This window comes from Paenibacillus sp. Soil787, from assembly GCF_001429545.1.
Taxonomy (GTDB): domain Bacteria; phylum Bacillota; class Bacilli; order Paenibacillales; family NBRC-103111; genus Paenibacillus_E.
This window is the reverse complement of the sequence record NZ_LMSP01000008.1, coordinates 58,456-74,895: the sequence shown is the minus strand read 5'-3', so window position 1 is coordinate 74,895 and position 16,440 is coordinate 58,456. Positions and strand designations below refer to the sequence as shown.

The window sequence follows — 16,440 nt, the reverse complement described above, 5'->3', positions numbered from 1 at the left end:
CCCCCAGTTTCAAACAAATTATTTGGCTTTATATGCTGATATTGCCGAAAGTAACCAACGCACATCATCTTTATTAATCAATAATTTAGGAAGTTTCGTCTTTAAGGTGTATTTGACATTAAGTAGAATAAAGACGAATCGCAGTAAACCTGATGATAATATGGCCATTCCCGCTCCGAGCAATCCAAACTTCGGAATCAGTACCGTTAGTAAAGGGATGACGATTAGCAGCCCTATCCCTTGCAGAATCGTAACAATCTTGGGCTTGCCTAATGCCATGAACGCTTGAGCCAACACCATGGTTCCACCGGATATGGAAACTTCGAGGAGCAGCATTCGAAAAACACTGATCGCTTCCTTAAAATCAGGGCCATACAGCAATGGCATTACGAAAGGTGCAACCAGCATAATCATCAATGAGCAAAGCAAAGCGAAACATGTGCTGATCCTGTAAACACGGAAGGTCATTTCAACGACTTTATCCTTAGGTAAACCCGAGGCTTTCGGGAACAACACCACGATAATGGATGTAGAGAAAATGTTGACTACACGGGAAAGGCTTACCGCCACCGCATACAGTCCAAGCTCCGATGGATTAAGGAGACCGATAATAACAATTTGATCGATATAATAGGAGACATTGCCCATTAAATCATTTCCGTAGGATCCAATACCGTACCGGATTAATGTCTTGAAGGATTGAAAAGCATCCTTAATCACGAATTCGTACTGCTTAAGTAAGCGCACTGTCGTCCATATGTAAAAGGGAACCGCCGGAGCGAGATAAGCCACGGCTGACGTGTAAGGAGTCATTGTTCTTGTTAGGATTAGCAGCCCTAAGCCGATGAGCGTACTAAGCGGAATAAGAAAGCGCAGACGGTTGAACAGCTTATATTCGCCTCTCACCTGCATCATCGCATTATTAATCTGAGACAATACAATGAGAGGTACGAGCACCATGGACCATTGGGAGAAAAGGACCACGTTGTCTGAATACGTTCGGAGCCAATAGGGTAAAACCAATATCCCCAAGCTCATCGCAAGCATGCCTGCAGACAAACCCATGAGAACAGCGGTCGAATAAAGCTTGGCGGAATCTTTCATGTTCTTTTTCACGTTGTAAATAATGGCGGAAGGCAAACCGAAAGTGAAACTAAAGGCTAGGAACTGTGACCATAAAACCATAGCCGCTTGCTCTCCTCGGCCGGATGGTCCTAGAAAACGTGCTGTAAGAATACCTGTAAGCATATTAATCACTAAGATGAGTACACTGAAAAACATCGTTCTGATAGAAGCCGAGATATGACTCTTGCTTGAAAAGAATGCTTTAATGAAGCCGAATAGAGGCTTTATGCGAACTATTTTCAAGTTGACTGGTTGCTGCATCCGGAATTTGCCTCCTCTCTTGAACGATCGTTTGATGCGCCATGATTCCAATTCCTACAACCATCCATAGTAGAAAGCCTTTCAAACCCGTATACCCATTTTCGAACACGAGACAAACGATACTTCCTTGCAAAGCTGAGAGCCCCAGTTTTCCGTAAGCTGTTATACCGCCCGGTTGTTTCTTTTGGGATAAAAGAAAGCGGGTGACGAGCCATAAGGCCCATAGAAACAGCAAGCCTCCAAGAATACCAAAGGTAAGGAAAATGGCAACGAATCCATTATCGAAAATGCCATATTCACCAAGTGCTCCTCCGTTACTTAACTTGGTGCCGACACCAATACTCCCAAGACCTAACCCTTGCGGTTTAGCAAACAACATTGGGAAAACGGTATGAAAGAAATCCAATCTTTCATTGTAGGAATGATCGTCTTGAATGGCTGTCATTGTATCCAATCGGGCGATCAGCCCCTGCGCACCAGGCAGCTTTGGAATAATCAGATACATGGCTGCGATAACCGCAGTTAATTGAGCAATCAATTTCCATTTCTGTCTACCCGCAGAAACAGCCGTGTAAATGGCGATATCGATGAATAACATAACCCAAGCAGATCGAACAAGCGTGATGAGCAGCCCTACCGTTACCAGAATAATGCCGATCCAGCCCAGCGGTCCCCGCCATCTTTTTTCCAGAATCATCGGCGCAAGCGCAGTTCCCATATACATCCCTGCTGGTCCTGGGGAATTCAATGTAGAGAACACTCGGATTTCCAAGGGAAACGGCTGACCAATTGAGGTCATCTCCACATGGTTCATCCAGAATGCATCCCAGGGCGGTACCATCACATATTGGATAATGCCATAAACGGCAACCAAGATGGCGGTGTTGGAGAATGCGACAATTAATCGGTCCAGCGCTTTATTATCGAAATGAGATAAGGCAGCATAAGGGATTAACAATAATGGAATCACATAGTTAGCTAAGTCATAGAAGGCTCCGCTCCCATTCTTAGCTGCACCAATCAGACTTCCATATAGCAGCACAATACCCACATAGATGAGCAGCTTGTATATGCGTGATTCCATCTGATGAAACTTAGCAAGGACTGGAATGATAAGCACTGCACTCGTTAACAGCGGGGCGATGCTCAACAAGGAAACAGAATGGTAGGTACCTTCCGTCCAATCCTGGATTCTCCGGATTTCCGGGCAAATGACCCAAACGAGCAGAATATAAGGAATCAATCGACGCGAATCTAGCAAGGCCATCACAAATGCGGGAAACAGCAGCATCGACAGAATCGTGATTTGAATACTAAGTTCAGGACTCAGCGTTGCGCTAGAATAACCGATGAGTAAAGAGACGAACAAAGCCATTCCAACCAACAGGATTGTCATCCGACTAGCCTGCTTCATGATAAAAGGGGGCTTAATCAATTTGCTTATTTCATCCACTGTTGATTCCCGTCCCCTCCCGTTTCATCTTGAATTGCTTAATAACTTCCCGCCATAGCAGGACCGCAAACATTGCATCGTGTACCAAGTAACGCTTCCACAATCTTCGCGGTTCTTGGGCAAGACGCCAGAACCATTCGAATCCTGTTTTCTGCATAATGTTCGGTGCTCTCTTCACTGTGCCCGAAATGAAATCGAACGTTGCGCCAACGCCAATCGAGATCGGGACTTTATACTGAAGATAGTTCTGGTAGATCCACTTCTCCTGCTTCGGAGCGCCAACACCCACGAACACAATGTCAGGCTGCGTATCAATCAGCATCTGAACAATTTGCTCATTCTCCTCTTTTTTCTTTTCGAAACCATAGGAGGGTGAATAACAGCCAACGATATTCAGATTTGGAAATACGAGCTTCAGATTCTTTACCGCTTGCTCCGGAATACCGGCAGCTGATCCTAAGAAAAAGAGCTTGTATTGCCTGCTTGCGAAAGCTTCGCCTAACTTAGTGAACAAGTCGGATCCGGATACCTTCTGCTTGAGCGGTTTACGGAGCATCCTCGATGCCCATATGATCGGCATACCATCTGCAACAATGGCACCTGCACCTGAATACACCTTTTGAAACTCAACATCCTTTCTGAGCTTGATTAAATGATCGACATTACAGGTCAAAATGTAAGAATGATTTTTCTGACGAATGACCTCATCCATATAGGCAAGCAAGTCCAGAAAATCATAATTATCAAAATGTACATCGAACATAGTCACTCTTCTCATCTGATCACTTCTTCTTTTTTCGAATTTGTCGCTGACAGAATATACAAGCTATTCAAATACCAGCAAAAAGGAATGATGAATTGAACAGTCGATAAGGTGTTATCCGACAAGGAATATAGAAAGAACGCCAAGATGAACGCCACGTAGTAAATCTTAATTCTCTGCGGGATTACTCGATAAATCATTCCAAATAAGACTAGCAATGATAGAAACAACAGGCTGCACCCGATATAACCAGCATCATAATAAAAGCGGATGTACTCGTTATGCGGAACCACAAAACCTTCATATAAACTTCCGTCATTCGCAACGGTAACCGCACCTAGCCCTCTGCCTGTCAGGGGGGAATCTTTTACGCCTTTCAAGAAATAGCTCCAAGCTTCGGTTCTTCCTGACAAGTCAATACCCGTACCGGTTTGGCGTTCGAACGAACGCTTTGTCATATTGTCCCACTGTACGTAGACGGCCCCGCCGATCAAGGCGAAGGAACAAAGCAGCGGGATAATTAAGATTAGCTTCCCTTTGATGTACTGCTTAACCATATCGAAGAAATAATAAGCAGCCATGGCCAGCATGGCGAGGATTGGCCCTCTAGTTCCCGTAGCGATCAGAATCGCAAAGTTAGCAGCCAATGTACAATAATAGAACCTGGCTTGCAGCGGATTGCGTTTGGTCTCTATTAAGGCAACGGTAATGCCTAGAAAAGCCAGCATCGCCAAATGGGGTGCGATATTCGCCCCTTGAACCCGAATCGCTCCCGTGAACTCAACATTGAGAAACGAATACAGATGAGCCAATTGAAGCAATGCCCCAGTTCCAACACTTACCAATGGCAGCAGGCAAATAATCCGGATATGCCTTTGCGCTGTCCTTTTTTTCCATTTGATCATAAGAAAAAAGAAAGGAAGCGTCAGTCCGATAAATGCTTTCAAGGTGAGTGATAACGTCAGCCTTGGATGCCATTCTGAGAAGAACAAGGTAAGGAATAACATGCTGGCGATAGCTGCTATGGGATAGATGAACTTCAACCGAAGTCCGTTTTTCAGCATACTAGGAACTAACAGAATCAAAATCCCTAGTTTATAAAGAGAAATAATCTCAAGCCCAGGCACATTCGCTTCGACGATATAGTTAATCGATATAGCGGTTGAAAGCAGGACTAGATAACTCATTTTCTTCGGCTGATAGATGGCATACACGAATAGGAAAAGCATGCCCAGCCCCAAGATACTGAACAGAGGCTGATAAGCAGCTGCTATGCCCACCATGACGGCAAGAAGGACATAGAGCGCACCATAATACATCGGTTTTTTGAGCTGAATTGGAAGATCCGTCGTCATCAGTATCCTCACCCTGTCAAGCGCATTTTTCCACGTCTGCTGAGCGTGTCTAGCGTGCCTCGTATGCTCTGCAATCGGCATGTGATCAGCAGTTTTCTTCCTTCGGTACGTGCGAACAAGGCATCTACGGCAATGTAGAGCACCTTGCTGGCAACCTTACCGAGAAGAACAAGCTTGCTGATACGACTCTTATGCATCGAGCCATTCGTAACACCTTGATAATAATAGCGCTGCTTGATCCAATCCTTCGTCAACCGGCTATCCGGGATGAAGTGATCAACCACCATGGAAGGCTGATAAAGAATAGCCTTCCCTTCTTTCTTCATATGATCAAATATCCAGGATTCTTCCCCAGACAACAGCAGTGTCCCCTTCCTTCCTAGGTCGGTTGGGAACAAGTATTTGTCATGAAAGGATTTGCGTATCGCCATATTCGCGCCAAATGGATGCCTGTCCATCGGATACTCATGCACATTTGCTCCCCTATCAACAATCGTATAGGGCAGCTCTAGCGATTTAATCAGCCATTTCGGTCGTTCACTTTCGAAACGAGGTCGAATCACACCTCCCAGCGCATAGACATCTTCCCGACTATCCAAGGTGTCTATGATGGTGCGAATCCATTCCAGGCAAGGAACTGCATCATCATCGAGAAAGGCAACAATATCACCCTTAGCTTCTTGAATACCTTTATTTCGCGCAGCCGAAAGCCCTTGGGTCTGTTCAAATAGATAATAAACGTCAGTCACCCCTGATTGACTCTGAATAAACAATTGTGAAATCTCACGCGTATGATCTGTCGAATTGTTATCCACAATGAGAATCTCAGCCTTGTCTATCGCCTTTAAAGCAGGTAACGAGTTCAAAGTGATTTGAAGCAAATCCGCACGATTATAGGTACAGATGACGATGGATACCCTTGGTTTTGACTGAATGAACACGATGGTGTTACTCCTTTCCCTTCTGTTCTCTAAAAGGCATCTTTGGAGCCAAGAAGGACCGAAACGGTTTTCAAGATGATTTTCAAATCATAGAAAATGCTTCGTTCTCTGATGTAAGTCAAATCAAGTTCAACCATTTGCCCGAAGCTTAAATTACTTCGTCCGCTTACTTGCCACAAACCCGTGCAACCAGGAGTAACGACTAAACGTCTCTTCTCGTAAGGTGTGTACTCACTAACTTCGCTCGGCAAAGCGGGCCTTGGTCCGACTAAGCTCATATCACCGACAAGTACGTTCCACAATTGTGGCAGCTCATCTATACTTGTTTTGCGCAATAATCGTCCGACGCGTGTAACGCGAGGATCATTTTTCATTTTAAACATCGCGCCTTCAACTTCATTCTGACTCATTAACTGCTGCTTTAGCTCTTCCGCATTGGACACCATCGAGCGAAACTTATACATCGGAAAAAGTGCTTCGTCTTTACCTACTCGATTTTGTTTGAAGAAAACGGAGCCTTTCGGATCTTCCAACTTAATCCAAATAGCAATGATGATAAATAACGGTGTCAGGAAGAAAAGGCCCATGAGGGATAGCATAATATCAAGCATACGCTTTACGATCAAATAGGAAGCAGCGCTTTTCCTTTCTTGCGGTCTAGAGGTAGCAGCCGTGTAGTAGCTCTTCCGGGAAATTTTCTGAGGTCCCAGGTACTCATAATCCTCCTGCAGTTCGCGCAAGCTCATGGTCTCCACCTCCCAGATGCTCTAGAATTGGTACATATTGCTCCTTAATAAGGATGGCAGCCATCGCTTCAAGTACATCGGGCCGAAGATCTTCACTCTCCAAGGCGAATGCCATTGTCGTGAGAATGTAACCGAGACGTTCACCCACATCATAACGGATACCGTCAAAATGATACGCTAGCACTCGTTCTATTTGATTAAGCTTCTGAATCGCGTCTGTCAGCTGAATTTCTCCGCCAGCACCTTTCTCCTGAAGCTCCAAAAATTCAAAGATTTTAGGGGAGAACACATATCTGCCCATAATCGCAAGATTGGAAGGGGCAGTGCCTAATTTGGGTTTCTCAACAAAGTCTTTCACTTGATAAAGGCGGTTGTTTTGCTCACCAGGATCAATGATGCCGTAACGATTGGTAAGCTCTGGCGGTACGGTTTGCACTCCGATAACTGAATTTTCTGTTAATTCAAATTGCTGAATGAGCTGTTTTAGGCAAGGCACCTTCCCTGTGACAATATCATCACCTAGCAGCACAGCGAATGGTTCATTCCCAATGAACCTTCTTGCACACCAGACCGCATGTCCCAGACCTTTGGGTTCCTTTTGACGAATATAATGAATCTCTACCTTGGATGAACGCTGAACCTCCTTGAGAAGCTCCAGCTTCCCTGTTTCCAACAGCTTGTTTTCTAACTCGAAAGCATTATCGAAGTGATCTTCGATTGCCCTCTTCCCTTTACCCGTAACAATAATAATATCTTCGATTCCGGATTCGATGGCTTCTTCCACGATGTATTGAATAGTCGGCTTGTTGATGATCGGGAGCATCTCTTTGGGCATCGCTTTCGTAGCAGGCAGGAATCTCGTTCCTAAACCTGCGGCCGGAATAATGGCTTTTTTCACCTTTTTCATCTCTCTCATCCTCCTAAAAGTTTTGCTTTAGCAAAACTAACTTCGTAAGCATCCGCTACCGATTATGGAAAGTCTAGCCGTTAATGTATGCAATTATTGGTTGAAAACAATGCCAAGCATTCTGGCTCCAGACTGCTCTAACTGTGTTCTCGCTTGCTTCGCCCATTCTCGCTTCGTCTTGCCATTCTTGGCAACTAGCATCACGCCGTCACTATACTCTGAAAGTAAACAAGCATCTGTATAGTCAAGCGTTGACGGCGAATCGATGAGAATAACTTCATATCGTTGTCTGAGACCGTTTATCAAGGCATCCATATTGGCGGAGCCTAACAGCTCGGATGGATTCAGCGGTTGACCACCGCTGGCAATGAGATCCAGCCCGATGATGCCTGTCGGTGTAATGATTTCTTGGGCGGTTTGCCCCTGTTTTAAAAAGTGGATCAGGCCTTTCGTATTCTTAGCACCAAACATCTCATGCAGGGCTGGTTGCCGTAAATTACAATCAATGACTAAGACAGACTTGCCTTCTTGAGCATAGGTAATAGCCAGATTAGCAAGGGTCGTCGTCTTGCCTTCTTGCGCCTTGGGAGATGCAACCATGAGCACCATTCCTTGCCCTGCTGGTACAACCTTTTTATAGCGTACCGCTGTACGCAAGGAACGATAGGCTTCGGAGACCGACGAAATCGGATCCAACTCAGCCACAAGATCATTACTTAGCTGTGACATATGCCTTTTCCCCTACCTCTCTGCTTCGTGCACGCGAAGGTTTCGATGTTTTGCCCTTTTTAATCGTTCCGATGGAAGAGAGTACCGGCAGCCCAACGATATGCTCGGCTTCTTTTTCAGAACGAATCGTGTCATTCATATTTTCAAAAAAGAAGAAAACACCAATGGCTGCCATCGCCGATAAAATGAAGCTCAAAGCAAGATTGATAATTACGCTGGAATTGACTGGCAATGGCTTCACAGCAGCATCCGAACTAGAAAGAATCTTGACATTATTCATATTCATCAAGCTTGGCACTTCACTAATGAACGTATCAGCAAGTGTCTTGGTAATCACAACCGCTTTTTCATAGCTATGATCTTCAAGTTCAATTTTGATAATTTGTGTTTTATCCGTGGAGCTCACTTTCAGATTCTTCAGCAGCTCCTTCTGGGTCATTCCGAATTCGGGGTGATTCTGCAGCATCATTTGAATGATATGATCTGATTTCATGATTTCCTTGTAGCTCTCAATTAAATTCAAGTTCATCGACACATCGTTAAGATCTATCGCCTCTTCACTCTTGAACGTGCTGCTAACCAGCACTTGTGTGTTCGCCTTGTAAACAGGCTCGACGAAAGATTTGCTGACATAGAACGTTGTCAGACACGAGAGTAGAACGAACAGTGCAATCATCCACAGCTTTTTGCGAATGAGTACAAAGTAATCCAAGATCGATTTCTCCATGGTACCCTCCCAAAAAAATAGTTAAGAATCGATGAATACAGTCTTGCTTTTCCCCAAAAATTGAGCTATGATATTTGCAATGAAAGCGTTTCACTTACCTGTATCCCCACTATCGAACCGACATTCAATCACTCCTTTAGCTGGAGCATTCATCAATCTCTTTTCGACAGAGTTAGTTAGCTAGCTAGCAAGTAGCTTAAGTGAAGCACTCTACGATCAAAAGGAATGAAGAATGCCGCTTTTTGTCAGTTAGTTGGTTATACACAAATACTATATGAATTCCCAGAATTATGATATTACTCGATATTATAATTTTTAGGGTCTATTTCGTGTAACCACCAATGGTTATATGTAATAAAGCGATGGTATACTTTCGGACCATGAAGGCTTGAATGGCTTACTGAAAATTGCTGACTAGTCCCTTGGATTGCGCTAACAAAGCCGCTTGCGTACGATCGTTGACGGATAATTTGTTTAGAATTTGGCTAACATGCTTCTTGACTGTAAACTCAGTTACCATTAGTTTCTTGGCCATTCCTTGATTGGACAAACCTTCTCCAAGACCAATTAACACTTCCCGCTCCTTCGGCGTAAGCTTACTGAAGCTATCCTCTTCCTCTTTCTTGAACAACATTTCCATTAATCCTGGATCGTAATACTTTTTCCCTTTGAAAATCAATTTAATGGCAAGCAGCAACTCTTCTGGCAGCGCTTCTTTGAGTACATATCCATCCGCACCCACAGCCTCTGCCCTTCTTACATCCTGCTCCATGGTCGATGAGGTCAGAATGATACTTCGGCATGACGAATCCTTGATATTCTCAACCACTTCGAGACCCGAGCGATTACCCAACTTAAGATCAACAATAGCCAGATCCGGTTTCGTTTCCTTGATTAACTCCAGCGCGTGCTCCACCGTCTCCGATTCACCAGAAATTTCGATGTTAGCTTCAAGCTTTAGCACAGCCGACAATCCTTTTCGCACCAACGGATGATCATCTACGATAACAACTTTCAAAGTACCACCTGCTTTCGTTAGAATGGGAATTGCCTTCATGACCTTGTTTAGCCCATCATCTGAAATTCATTTAGTTCCTTTTTATCTTGATGCCCGGATGGGAGGGTCACTTGAATAAGTGTACCTGTTCCTTTCGTGCTCTGAATGTTAATCGTTCCGCCAAAAGACTGAACGAGCAGCTCCATGTTATTCACGCCAAGCCCGGATACCTTAGGATCAGACAGACGCTCTGTTACACTGAAGCCACTTCCGTTATCCAGTACCGAAAGCTTCACCTCATCTGACTTCATACTGAGATCTACCTTAATGTGACTGCTTCGACCATGACGAATGGCATTTCCAGTGGCTTCCGAAATGATTCTAAACAATGCCTTTTGATAATTGACCTGTAGACCATGATCATCTCCAGTAACATTCAAGGTTACTTTCACAGCGTGCAGCTTGGACAAGCTGTCTAGATGAGATTTGACGGTTGTGATCCAAAAAGCACCGCCATTTTTCCGCGAGCTCAGACTATAAATGGTGGAACGAAGCTCTTGAGATGCCGCTACAGATGACTCTTGGATGATTTGCAGCTGATCCTTGATCTGATCGGTTGAAATGTCTTTCCATTTGCGACTCAGTGAATGTACGGCATACACAATTCCGAAAATGTACTGCGAAACACTGTCGTGCATCTCATCGGCAATCCGATTCTGCTCCTCGATAATCATCAACTGGTTCTCGATACGCTCGAGCTGATGCCTCTCCAAAATGACGGCACATAGCTCAGATAGAAAATACAGCTGTTTGACGAACCAATGCCTGCCTTCCTCATAGCTGGTGCGCTCAATCTTCACTCCCATCACTCCCCAGAATCGGGTCGACGACTTGATGGGAATCACAAGGAAATCACCATGTTCAGGTAAATTCATCACCATACAGCTATCGAGCTGTCTAAGCTCAGCTGCATGCATTTCAATAGCTGTAGTCAAGGAAGCTTCTACGCCAACTGGCGTAACACCCTGGGTAATAAGTGGATCATTTCCGCCATACCCATTAACATCCCAGAAGAAGGACATCTTGAGCTTGGTCAGCTTTAAAGCAAATTCAGCAAATATCAATTTCAAATTCTCTGATTCGCTATGCGTGGCTGCTTCCACGATTTGGTACAGCGATTTCATATGCTCCATCGTCTCCGTGGTTCGAGCGTTCGCAATCTCAAGCCTACTTTTGACGCCAGCTAATAGTTGAATCGAAAGCGTCATGAACAATAGCATCAAATAAAATCGATTTTCTTCTAGCAAAATAGTGGTTAGCGATTGATCATTGACAAAAAAGTAGGAAAATGCGGTGACGAATAAGAAGTAACTCAGCATCATAAACCAGCAATAAACCGAGGAAAGATAGCTGGCAGCCATCCAGGCGGGATTGAATACACACCACAGAAACGGACTGTCCATACCGCCGCTTAGAAGATGAAGGATCATCATCCCGGTCATTTCCAAGCCTACGGTTATTTTAATTGTGCGAGAGGTTTGGCCACATCGGCTATACTTGTCCGTAATCCACTTGGCAAAGATGAATAGCGCCAAGATGATGCCAATTTTGATACTTAACGGGGGGCCACGATCCTCAATGGCATACACTAACGAAGTTCCACCAAGTGAAATATACCGGTACAAGTAAAAGACTTTACTTCCACCAGAGAACATCTTTCTCATCGTGTAATCATCCTTTAACCGATATTTGTATTTGGTTCCTTAAACAATACCTAAGTTTACCATTATCATAACAGTTAAATTTTTACAGTCAAAAGGGCTGAATATGATTATATACTTCGTATTATTTGTAGTTTTGTGTCTCATTAAATGGAAAATAATGATATTCAGGAGTATTGGTCTAGTCGTTTTGATTACATAGACCTAACCTTTTGGCGAGTAAAAAACTGAAAGGGATTTCAATGCTATAAAAAAAATCATCCTTTAGCACCATAAATTTCCTCCAAAAAATTCTGTTTTGGCGCACATAAACACGGTTTAGCTCACCTTGAAAAGCTTAGAAACAGATATTGACATAATTCTTGTTTTACTACGGATTTTGTTAGGTTCGGTTTTGAGGTTAAACACCAAACACCAATACTCCTCGCTCACTGCTGCCGTAAGCTCGGAAAACAACCTCTCAGAATCCATACTCCAGCCTTGACACGGGTTTCGCGTACCTTAGGCTCGATTTTCGAGCCAATTTCGATCAACTCTGAACGAAAGCTCGAATTGGGAGCTCTCATACCTCTCCCCCGCTTCGACCTTGAGCGGTCTTTTTCGACCGCTCAATCGCGAGCCAGCTTTGGTTCGCTTCGCTTACTGCTGAGAGTCTCTTTTCGGTCCTCTCACAGCTCTTTCTCAACCGCTTTGACCTTGAGCGGTCTATTTTCGACCTCTCAAGTCGCGAGCCAGCTTTTGTCCGCTTCACCTTCCTGCTGAGAGGCTCTTTTCGGTCCTCTCACAGCTCTTTCTCTACTGCTTCGACCTTGAGCGGTCTATTATCGACCGCTCAATCGCGAGCCAGCTTTGGTTCGCTTCGCTTACTGCTGAGAGTCTCTTTTCGGACCTCTCAGAGCTCTTTCTCTACCGCTTTGACCTTGTGCGGTCTATTATCGACCGCTCAATCGCGAGCCAGCTTTGGTTCGCTTCGCTTACTGCTTAGAGTCTCTTTTCGGACCTCTCAGAGCTCTTTCTCTACCGCTTTGACCTTGAGCGGTACTTCTCTGACCGCCAAACCTGACCAAGAACAAATAAGCGCGAAAAACGCGCTTACAGCGGAAGCTTTGCGAGCCGAAGATCGTCGACAATGTCGGAGAGGTCGGAAATCGACTTTTCAACTGACCGTCCTTTTCTTTTTGTAAGATAGTACTTGTTCATCTTCCTATCCCCCAGTTCATTTTACGATACTTATCCACAGATGGGCATCTTTCATAATCTCCTCAATTTTCCATACGAGAACAAAATCACCCTGCGGGTGAATAAGAACACCGACGAAAGGAGTTCGTGGGAGAGCAAGAAGCAAATCCATTTTATTGTCTATTGATATATACGATTTTTCGAACATAATTTGCGTTATTCATGGCAAAAGGCAAATTATATACGATTTTTATTTTTCACTTTAGCCAGCCCAGGGAATTTTCTATCAAGCATCGAAACAGAAACAGTGCTCAAACCAAATCCGGGACTTTGGAAAGAGCCCACATATTTAAATTGCTAACGGGTTCCGTTTTGAGGTGCAAAATTAGAATTGACGTGAAAATGGAGTGTAAACTGGCAACAGTTTGACACTCCATTTTTGTTGTATTTATTGGGTTTGCAGAAAAATTTTGTTAGAAAATTGACCGGTAATTAACATATGAGAGTTAACTGTAAATTAACTAATTTACTTCGTCAATTCACTGTCAATTTCAATGCCAAAAATAGTGTCAATAATCGTTTACATGGCATGAAGATAGTTGTCAATTTAAGTTTTTGTAGTATAATTTTGGAAATGGCGTTACTACTACCACTACTAGGAGGATTGAGATTGATGCAAAGTTATTTCGTTAATAGATCTGAAGGACTTCAAACTCACTATTTAGAATGGAAACCTGAAACAACAAGCAATAAGCTCCCTGTAATTTGTATTCATGGGACCTTTTCTAATGCAAGAACGTATAAATGGATTGGTGAAGAACTCTCCTCTGGACGAGACGAAAATCCTAGACATGTAATAGCGATTGATATTAGAGGCTGTGGCGAAAGTGAAATGCCCGAAAATGGCTTTACACTTGAGCATATGGCAACAGATATTGAGGCTGTAATGAAACATTTAGGGATAAACAAAGCGCATTTCATCGCTCATTCAAGAGGAGTATCCTATGTATTGAAATATGCCTCACTATATCCTAATACCGTTCAAGGATTTGTGGTTGGAGACTTTCAAGCGCATCACCCAAAGGTAAAAGAGGAGTGGGCTAAGAAACTTACAGATTCTTACGAAACATATGAAACATGGGATCACTTATATGCAGCTATAACGGCAGTCCATGAACTAAGCCGTGAAGAATTTGAAATTAAGAAAGATACCTTCTACATCGAAAAAGATGGTATCATATATAAAAGATTTGCCAAAGAATTGCCGATGCGTCTGCTGAATGAACTAGAAGATTGTGACCTTTCACCAGCCCTTGACAATATCGCGGGACAGCTGCTTATTCTGAAAGGTGCTGAGAATAGCTCTTTACTAAACGATGACCATCTGAAAGAATATCAGAAACATAATCCAAAGGTTATTATAGTGGATCAAGCAGGTCACGATGTTCTAGAACCAAGAGAACAAGTGAAAAATGAAATCATAAATTATTTTAAACAAGCCCTATAATCTAGCGCACAAAAGGATGACGTTTTCGCCATCCTTTTTACATTTTATTATACCAAAGTAGCTGTCAATTTGAGCGTCAAAAATAGTTTTAGCACCTCAAAACGGAACCCGTTATAAAATTGCGATGATCCTTGTCATTTCTAATGATTTACCGATGATTTCTCGATAGTTTTTTGATAGTTTCTTGATATTTTACCGATACTTTTCTGATAATCCCCTGACGATACCGAGCTTTTCCGGACGATCTACAAATATTTCCTAATAAACGCAATCGCGTTGGCAATGTCTACCTCAGGCTTCTCCCCAACTTCACGCTCAATGGTCAAATAGCCCGTATACCCAATGTCACGAAGCGCTTGAAAATAGCGCTCGAAATCGACATGACCTTCACCTAGAGCGAGCTCTCGATAATAGGGTCCTGATGTCGCTGCCTCGGCGATAAGCTCGTGACTCATTGGCTGATAACCAAGTGAACCGTAGACTTCACGAGGGTCTGCCTGACGAAGTCGGATACCGTCCTTCACGTGTGTGTGGACGATATAGTCTTTCAGTGTGATAACCCCTTGAACAGGATCATCGCCAGTCACCATCACCATATTCGCCGGATCAAAGTTAACAGAAACGCCATTGGTGGACAACGCATCTAGAAAGCTCTTCAAGTGAACAGCTGTTTCTGGACCGGTTTCCACGGCAAAATAAGCGCCTAAGCCGCTTGCATACATACCTAATTCCTCACACGCATGCAGCATCGTCTCATAGATTGGGCCATCAGCCTGCTCAGGTACGACACCAATGTGAGTGGTTACGACTTTGGTTCCCAGTTCAACCGCAAGGTCGAGAATACGCTTTGATTTTTCAATTTTGTTGGCATTCACGGACTGATCTTGGAAGCCATGACCGCCTAGATCCCCACACAAAGCAGAGATGCTCAGCCCCAACGACTCGATGTATGCTTTCAGTTCCTTACGCGCTTGAGGTGTTAAATTCGCCGGATCCATCTCGCCTGAAACTGCATATATTTGTACGCCGTCTGCACCGAGCTCTTTGGCTTTCTTCAAACCATCGCGCAAGTTTAGACGCAGACTGTCAACCATAATGCCAATCGGATTCCCCATATTTCATCAACACACCTTTCGATTCGCTGAATTCTATTGCCTATTCAACATCATCCCATAGCCTTCTAATATTTTGCAACCCAATCATCGTACCTATTTTGCATTCCTCCATGCCTTCGAATTCCAAGGAAATGAATCCGTCATAGCCGGAGCTTTTAATAACGCGTAATACTTCTTTCATATCAATATCCCCATGGCCCACAATAGCGCCGCGCAAATGATTGCCTTGCAGGGTCTGGAACCAACCCTTGCCTGGATTTTGATAAGAAGGTCGAAGGTAGAAATCTTTCACATGGACCATCGAAGCGAAGGGTAGATTATTTTTCACTGCAGCAACGGAATCTTCATCTACACACATGAAATTGCCCACATCTAACGTTGTGCGGAAATTAGGACGGTCTACAGCTTGAATTAACGTTTGAACGCGGTCACTATGCTGCACAAAGTATCCGTGATTCTCAACGCTCGTAATGATGCCATATTGCGAAGCATAATCAGCAATTTGCCGACAGGCCTCCGCCATGCGTTCAAGCTCTTTGTTAAAGTTCGCAATCGAACGATCCTCACTTGATGCGACATCATGGCGCATTCTCTCTACACCAAGCCTAGCAGCGAGATCGACTTCCCCTTTGACCCGTTTAATTTCTTGTTCATATGCCTCTTGAGAATCCGTTAGAAAGTTTGCTCCAATCGCATAATTAGATATTTCGATACCGCGTGACTGCGCCTTAAGTCGTATCTCATCTGCAAGTTCCAGATTCCCGGGTAAATCAAAGCCAAGCGGCACGATCTCAACATGTTCGCCGCCCTGGTCAGCAATCCAGTCAATAGCACCAAAAATGTCCATTTCTCCAGACTTCAGAGCTTGAAATAAACTATATGTACTAACGCCAAGTTTCATATCCGTTCCTCCA

The 16,440-nt window shown here is 43.9% G+C and carries 14 protein-coding genes; 1 reads left to right on the top strand and 13 read right to left on the bottom strand.

Going from position 1 to position 16,440, the window contains the following annotated elements; genetic code table 11:
• Positions 1-18: 18 nt before the first annotated feature.
• The 11 genes from ASG93_RS10430 to ASG93_RS10380 form a co-directional block, all read right to left on the bottom strand.
• Positions 19-1,386: a lipopolysaccharide biosynthesis protein gene (locus ASG93_RS10430; protein WP_056831695.1), complete on the bottom strand. Its 1,368-nt coding sequence runs from the start codon at positions 1,384-1,386 to the stop codon at positions 19-21.
• The gene (locus ASG93_RS10425) at positions 1,328-2,782 is read right to left on the bottom strand and encodes an O-antigen ligase family protein (protein WP_235550811.1); all 1,455 of its coding nucleotides are present in this window, start codon (positions 2,780-2,782) and stop codon (positions 1,328-1,330) included. Before ASG93_RS10425 ends, ASG93_RS10430 begins: the two co-directional genes overlap by 59 nt.
• Before the next feature lie 49 nt (positions 2,783-2,831).
• Complete coding sequence (locus tag ASG93_RS10420) at positions 2,832-3,617, bottom strand: WecB/TagA/CpsF family glycosyltransferase (protein WP_056831585.1); 786 nt, start codon at positions 3,615-3,617, stop codon at positions 2,832-2,834.
• Positions 3,614-4,957 carry an O-antigen ligase family protein gene (locus tag ASG93_RS10415; protein WP_056831583.1) on the bottom strand — a complete coding sequence of 448 codons (1,344 nt, stop codon included), beginning with the start codon at positions 4,955-4,957 and terminating at the stop codon, positions 3,614-3,616. The genes ASG93_RS10420 and ASG93_RS10415 overlap by 4 nt, the downstream gene beginning before the upstream one ends.
• An 8-nt stretch (positions 4,958-4,965) precedes the next feature.
• Positions 4,966-5,898, bottom strand: a complete 933-nt coding sequence (locus tag ASG93_RS10410) for a glycosyltransferase (RefSeq protein WP_235550810.1) — start codon at positions 5,896-5,898, stop codon at positions 4,966-4,968.
• 29 nt (positions 5,899-5,927) lie between these two features.
• A complete protein-coding gene (locus ASG93_RS10405) occupies positions 5,928-6,644 on the bottom strand; it encodes a sugar transferase (RefSeq protein ID WP_056831579.1) in 717 nt (238 codons plus the stop codon).
• Positions 6,613-7,551 carry a UTP--glucose-1-phosphate uridylyltransferase GalU gene (gene galU, locus ASG93_RS10400; protein WP_082614837.1) on the bottom strand — a complete coding sequence of 313 codons (939 nt, stop codon included), beginning with the start codon at positions 7,549-7,551 and terminating at the stop codon, positions 6,613-6,615. Before galU ends, ASG93_RS10405 begins: the two co-directional genes overlap by 32 nt.
• Positions 7,552-7,644: 93 nt before the next feature.
• On the bottom strand, positions 7,645-8,280 hold the full coding sequence (locus ASG93_RS10395; RefSeq protein ID WP_056831578.1) for a CpsD/CapB family tyrosine-protein kinase: 636 nt from the start codon (positions 8,278-8,280) through the stop codon (positions 7,645-7,647).
• Positions 8,264-9,007, bottom strand: a complete 744-nt coding sequence (locus ASG93_RS10390; protein ID WP_056831576.1) for a YveK family protein — start codon at positions 9,005-9,007, stop codon at positions 8,264-8,266. Before ASG93_RS10390 ends, ASG93_RS10395 begins: the two co-directional genes overlap by 17 nt.
• Positions 9,008-9,404: 397 nt before the next feature.
• Positions 9,405-10,064, bottom strand: coding sequence for a response regulator transcription factor (locus ASG93_RS10385; RefSeq protein WP_321166682.1), 660 nt, complete (start codon positions 10,062-10,064; stop codon positions 9,405-9,407).
• Between the two features lie 8 nt (positions 10,065-10,072).
• A complete protein-coding gene (locus ASG93_RS10380; RefSeq protein WP_056831574.1) occupies positions 10,073-11,728 on the bottom strand; it encodes an ATP-binding protein in 1,656 nt (551 codons plus the stop codon).
• Between the two features lie 1,849 nt (positions 11,729-13,577).
• On the opposite strand from ASG93_RS10380, the gene ASG93_RS10375 reads away from it, so the two are divergent.
• On the top strand, positions 13,578-14,411 hold the full coding sequence (locus tag ASG93_RS10375; protein ID WP_056831571.1) for an alpha/beta fold hydrolase: 834 nt from the start codon (positions 13,578-13,580) through the stop codon (positions 14,409-14,411).
• A gap of 245 nt (positions 14,412-14,656) precedes the next feature.
• Here the strand turns inward: ASG93_RS10375 and ASG93_RS10370 are convergent, their stop codons facing one another.
• Positions 14,657-15,526 carry a sugar phosphate isomerase/epimerase family protein gene (locus tag ASG93_RS10370; RefSeq protein WP_056831570.1) on the bottom strand — a complete coding sequence of 290 codons (870 nt, stop codon included), beginning with the start codon at positions 15,524-15,526 and terminating at the stop codon, positions 14,657-14,659.
• Between the two features lie 40 nt (positions 15,527-15,566).
• Positions 15,567-16,427, bottom strand: coding sequence for a sugar phosphate isomerase/epimerase family protein (locus ASG93_RS10365; RefSeq protein WP_056831568.1), 861 nt, complete (start codon positions 16,425-16,427; stop codon positions 15,567-15,569).
• Positions 16,428-16,440: the final 13 nt, after the last annotated feature.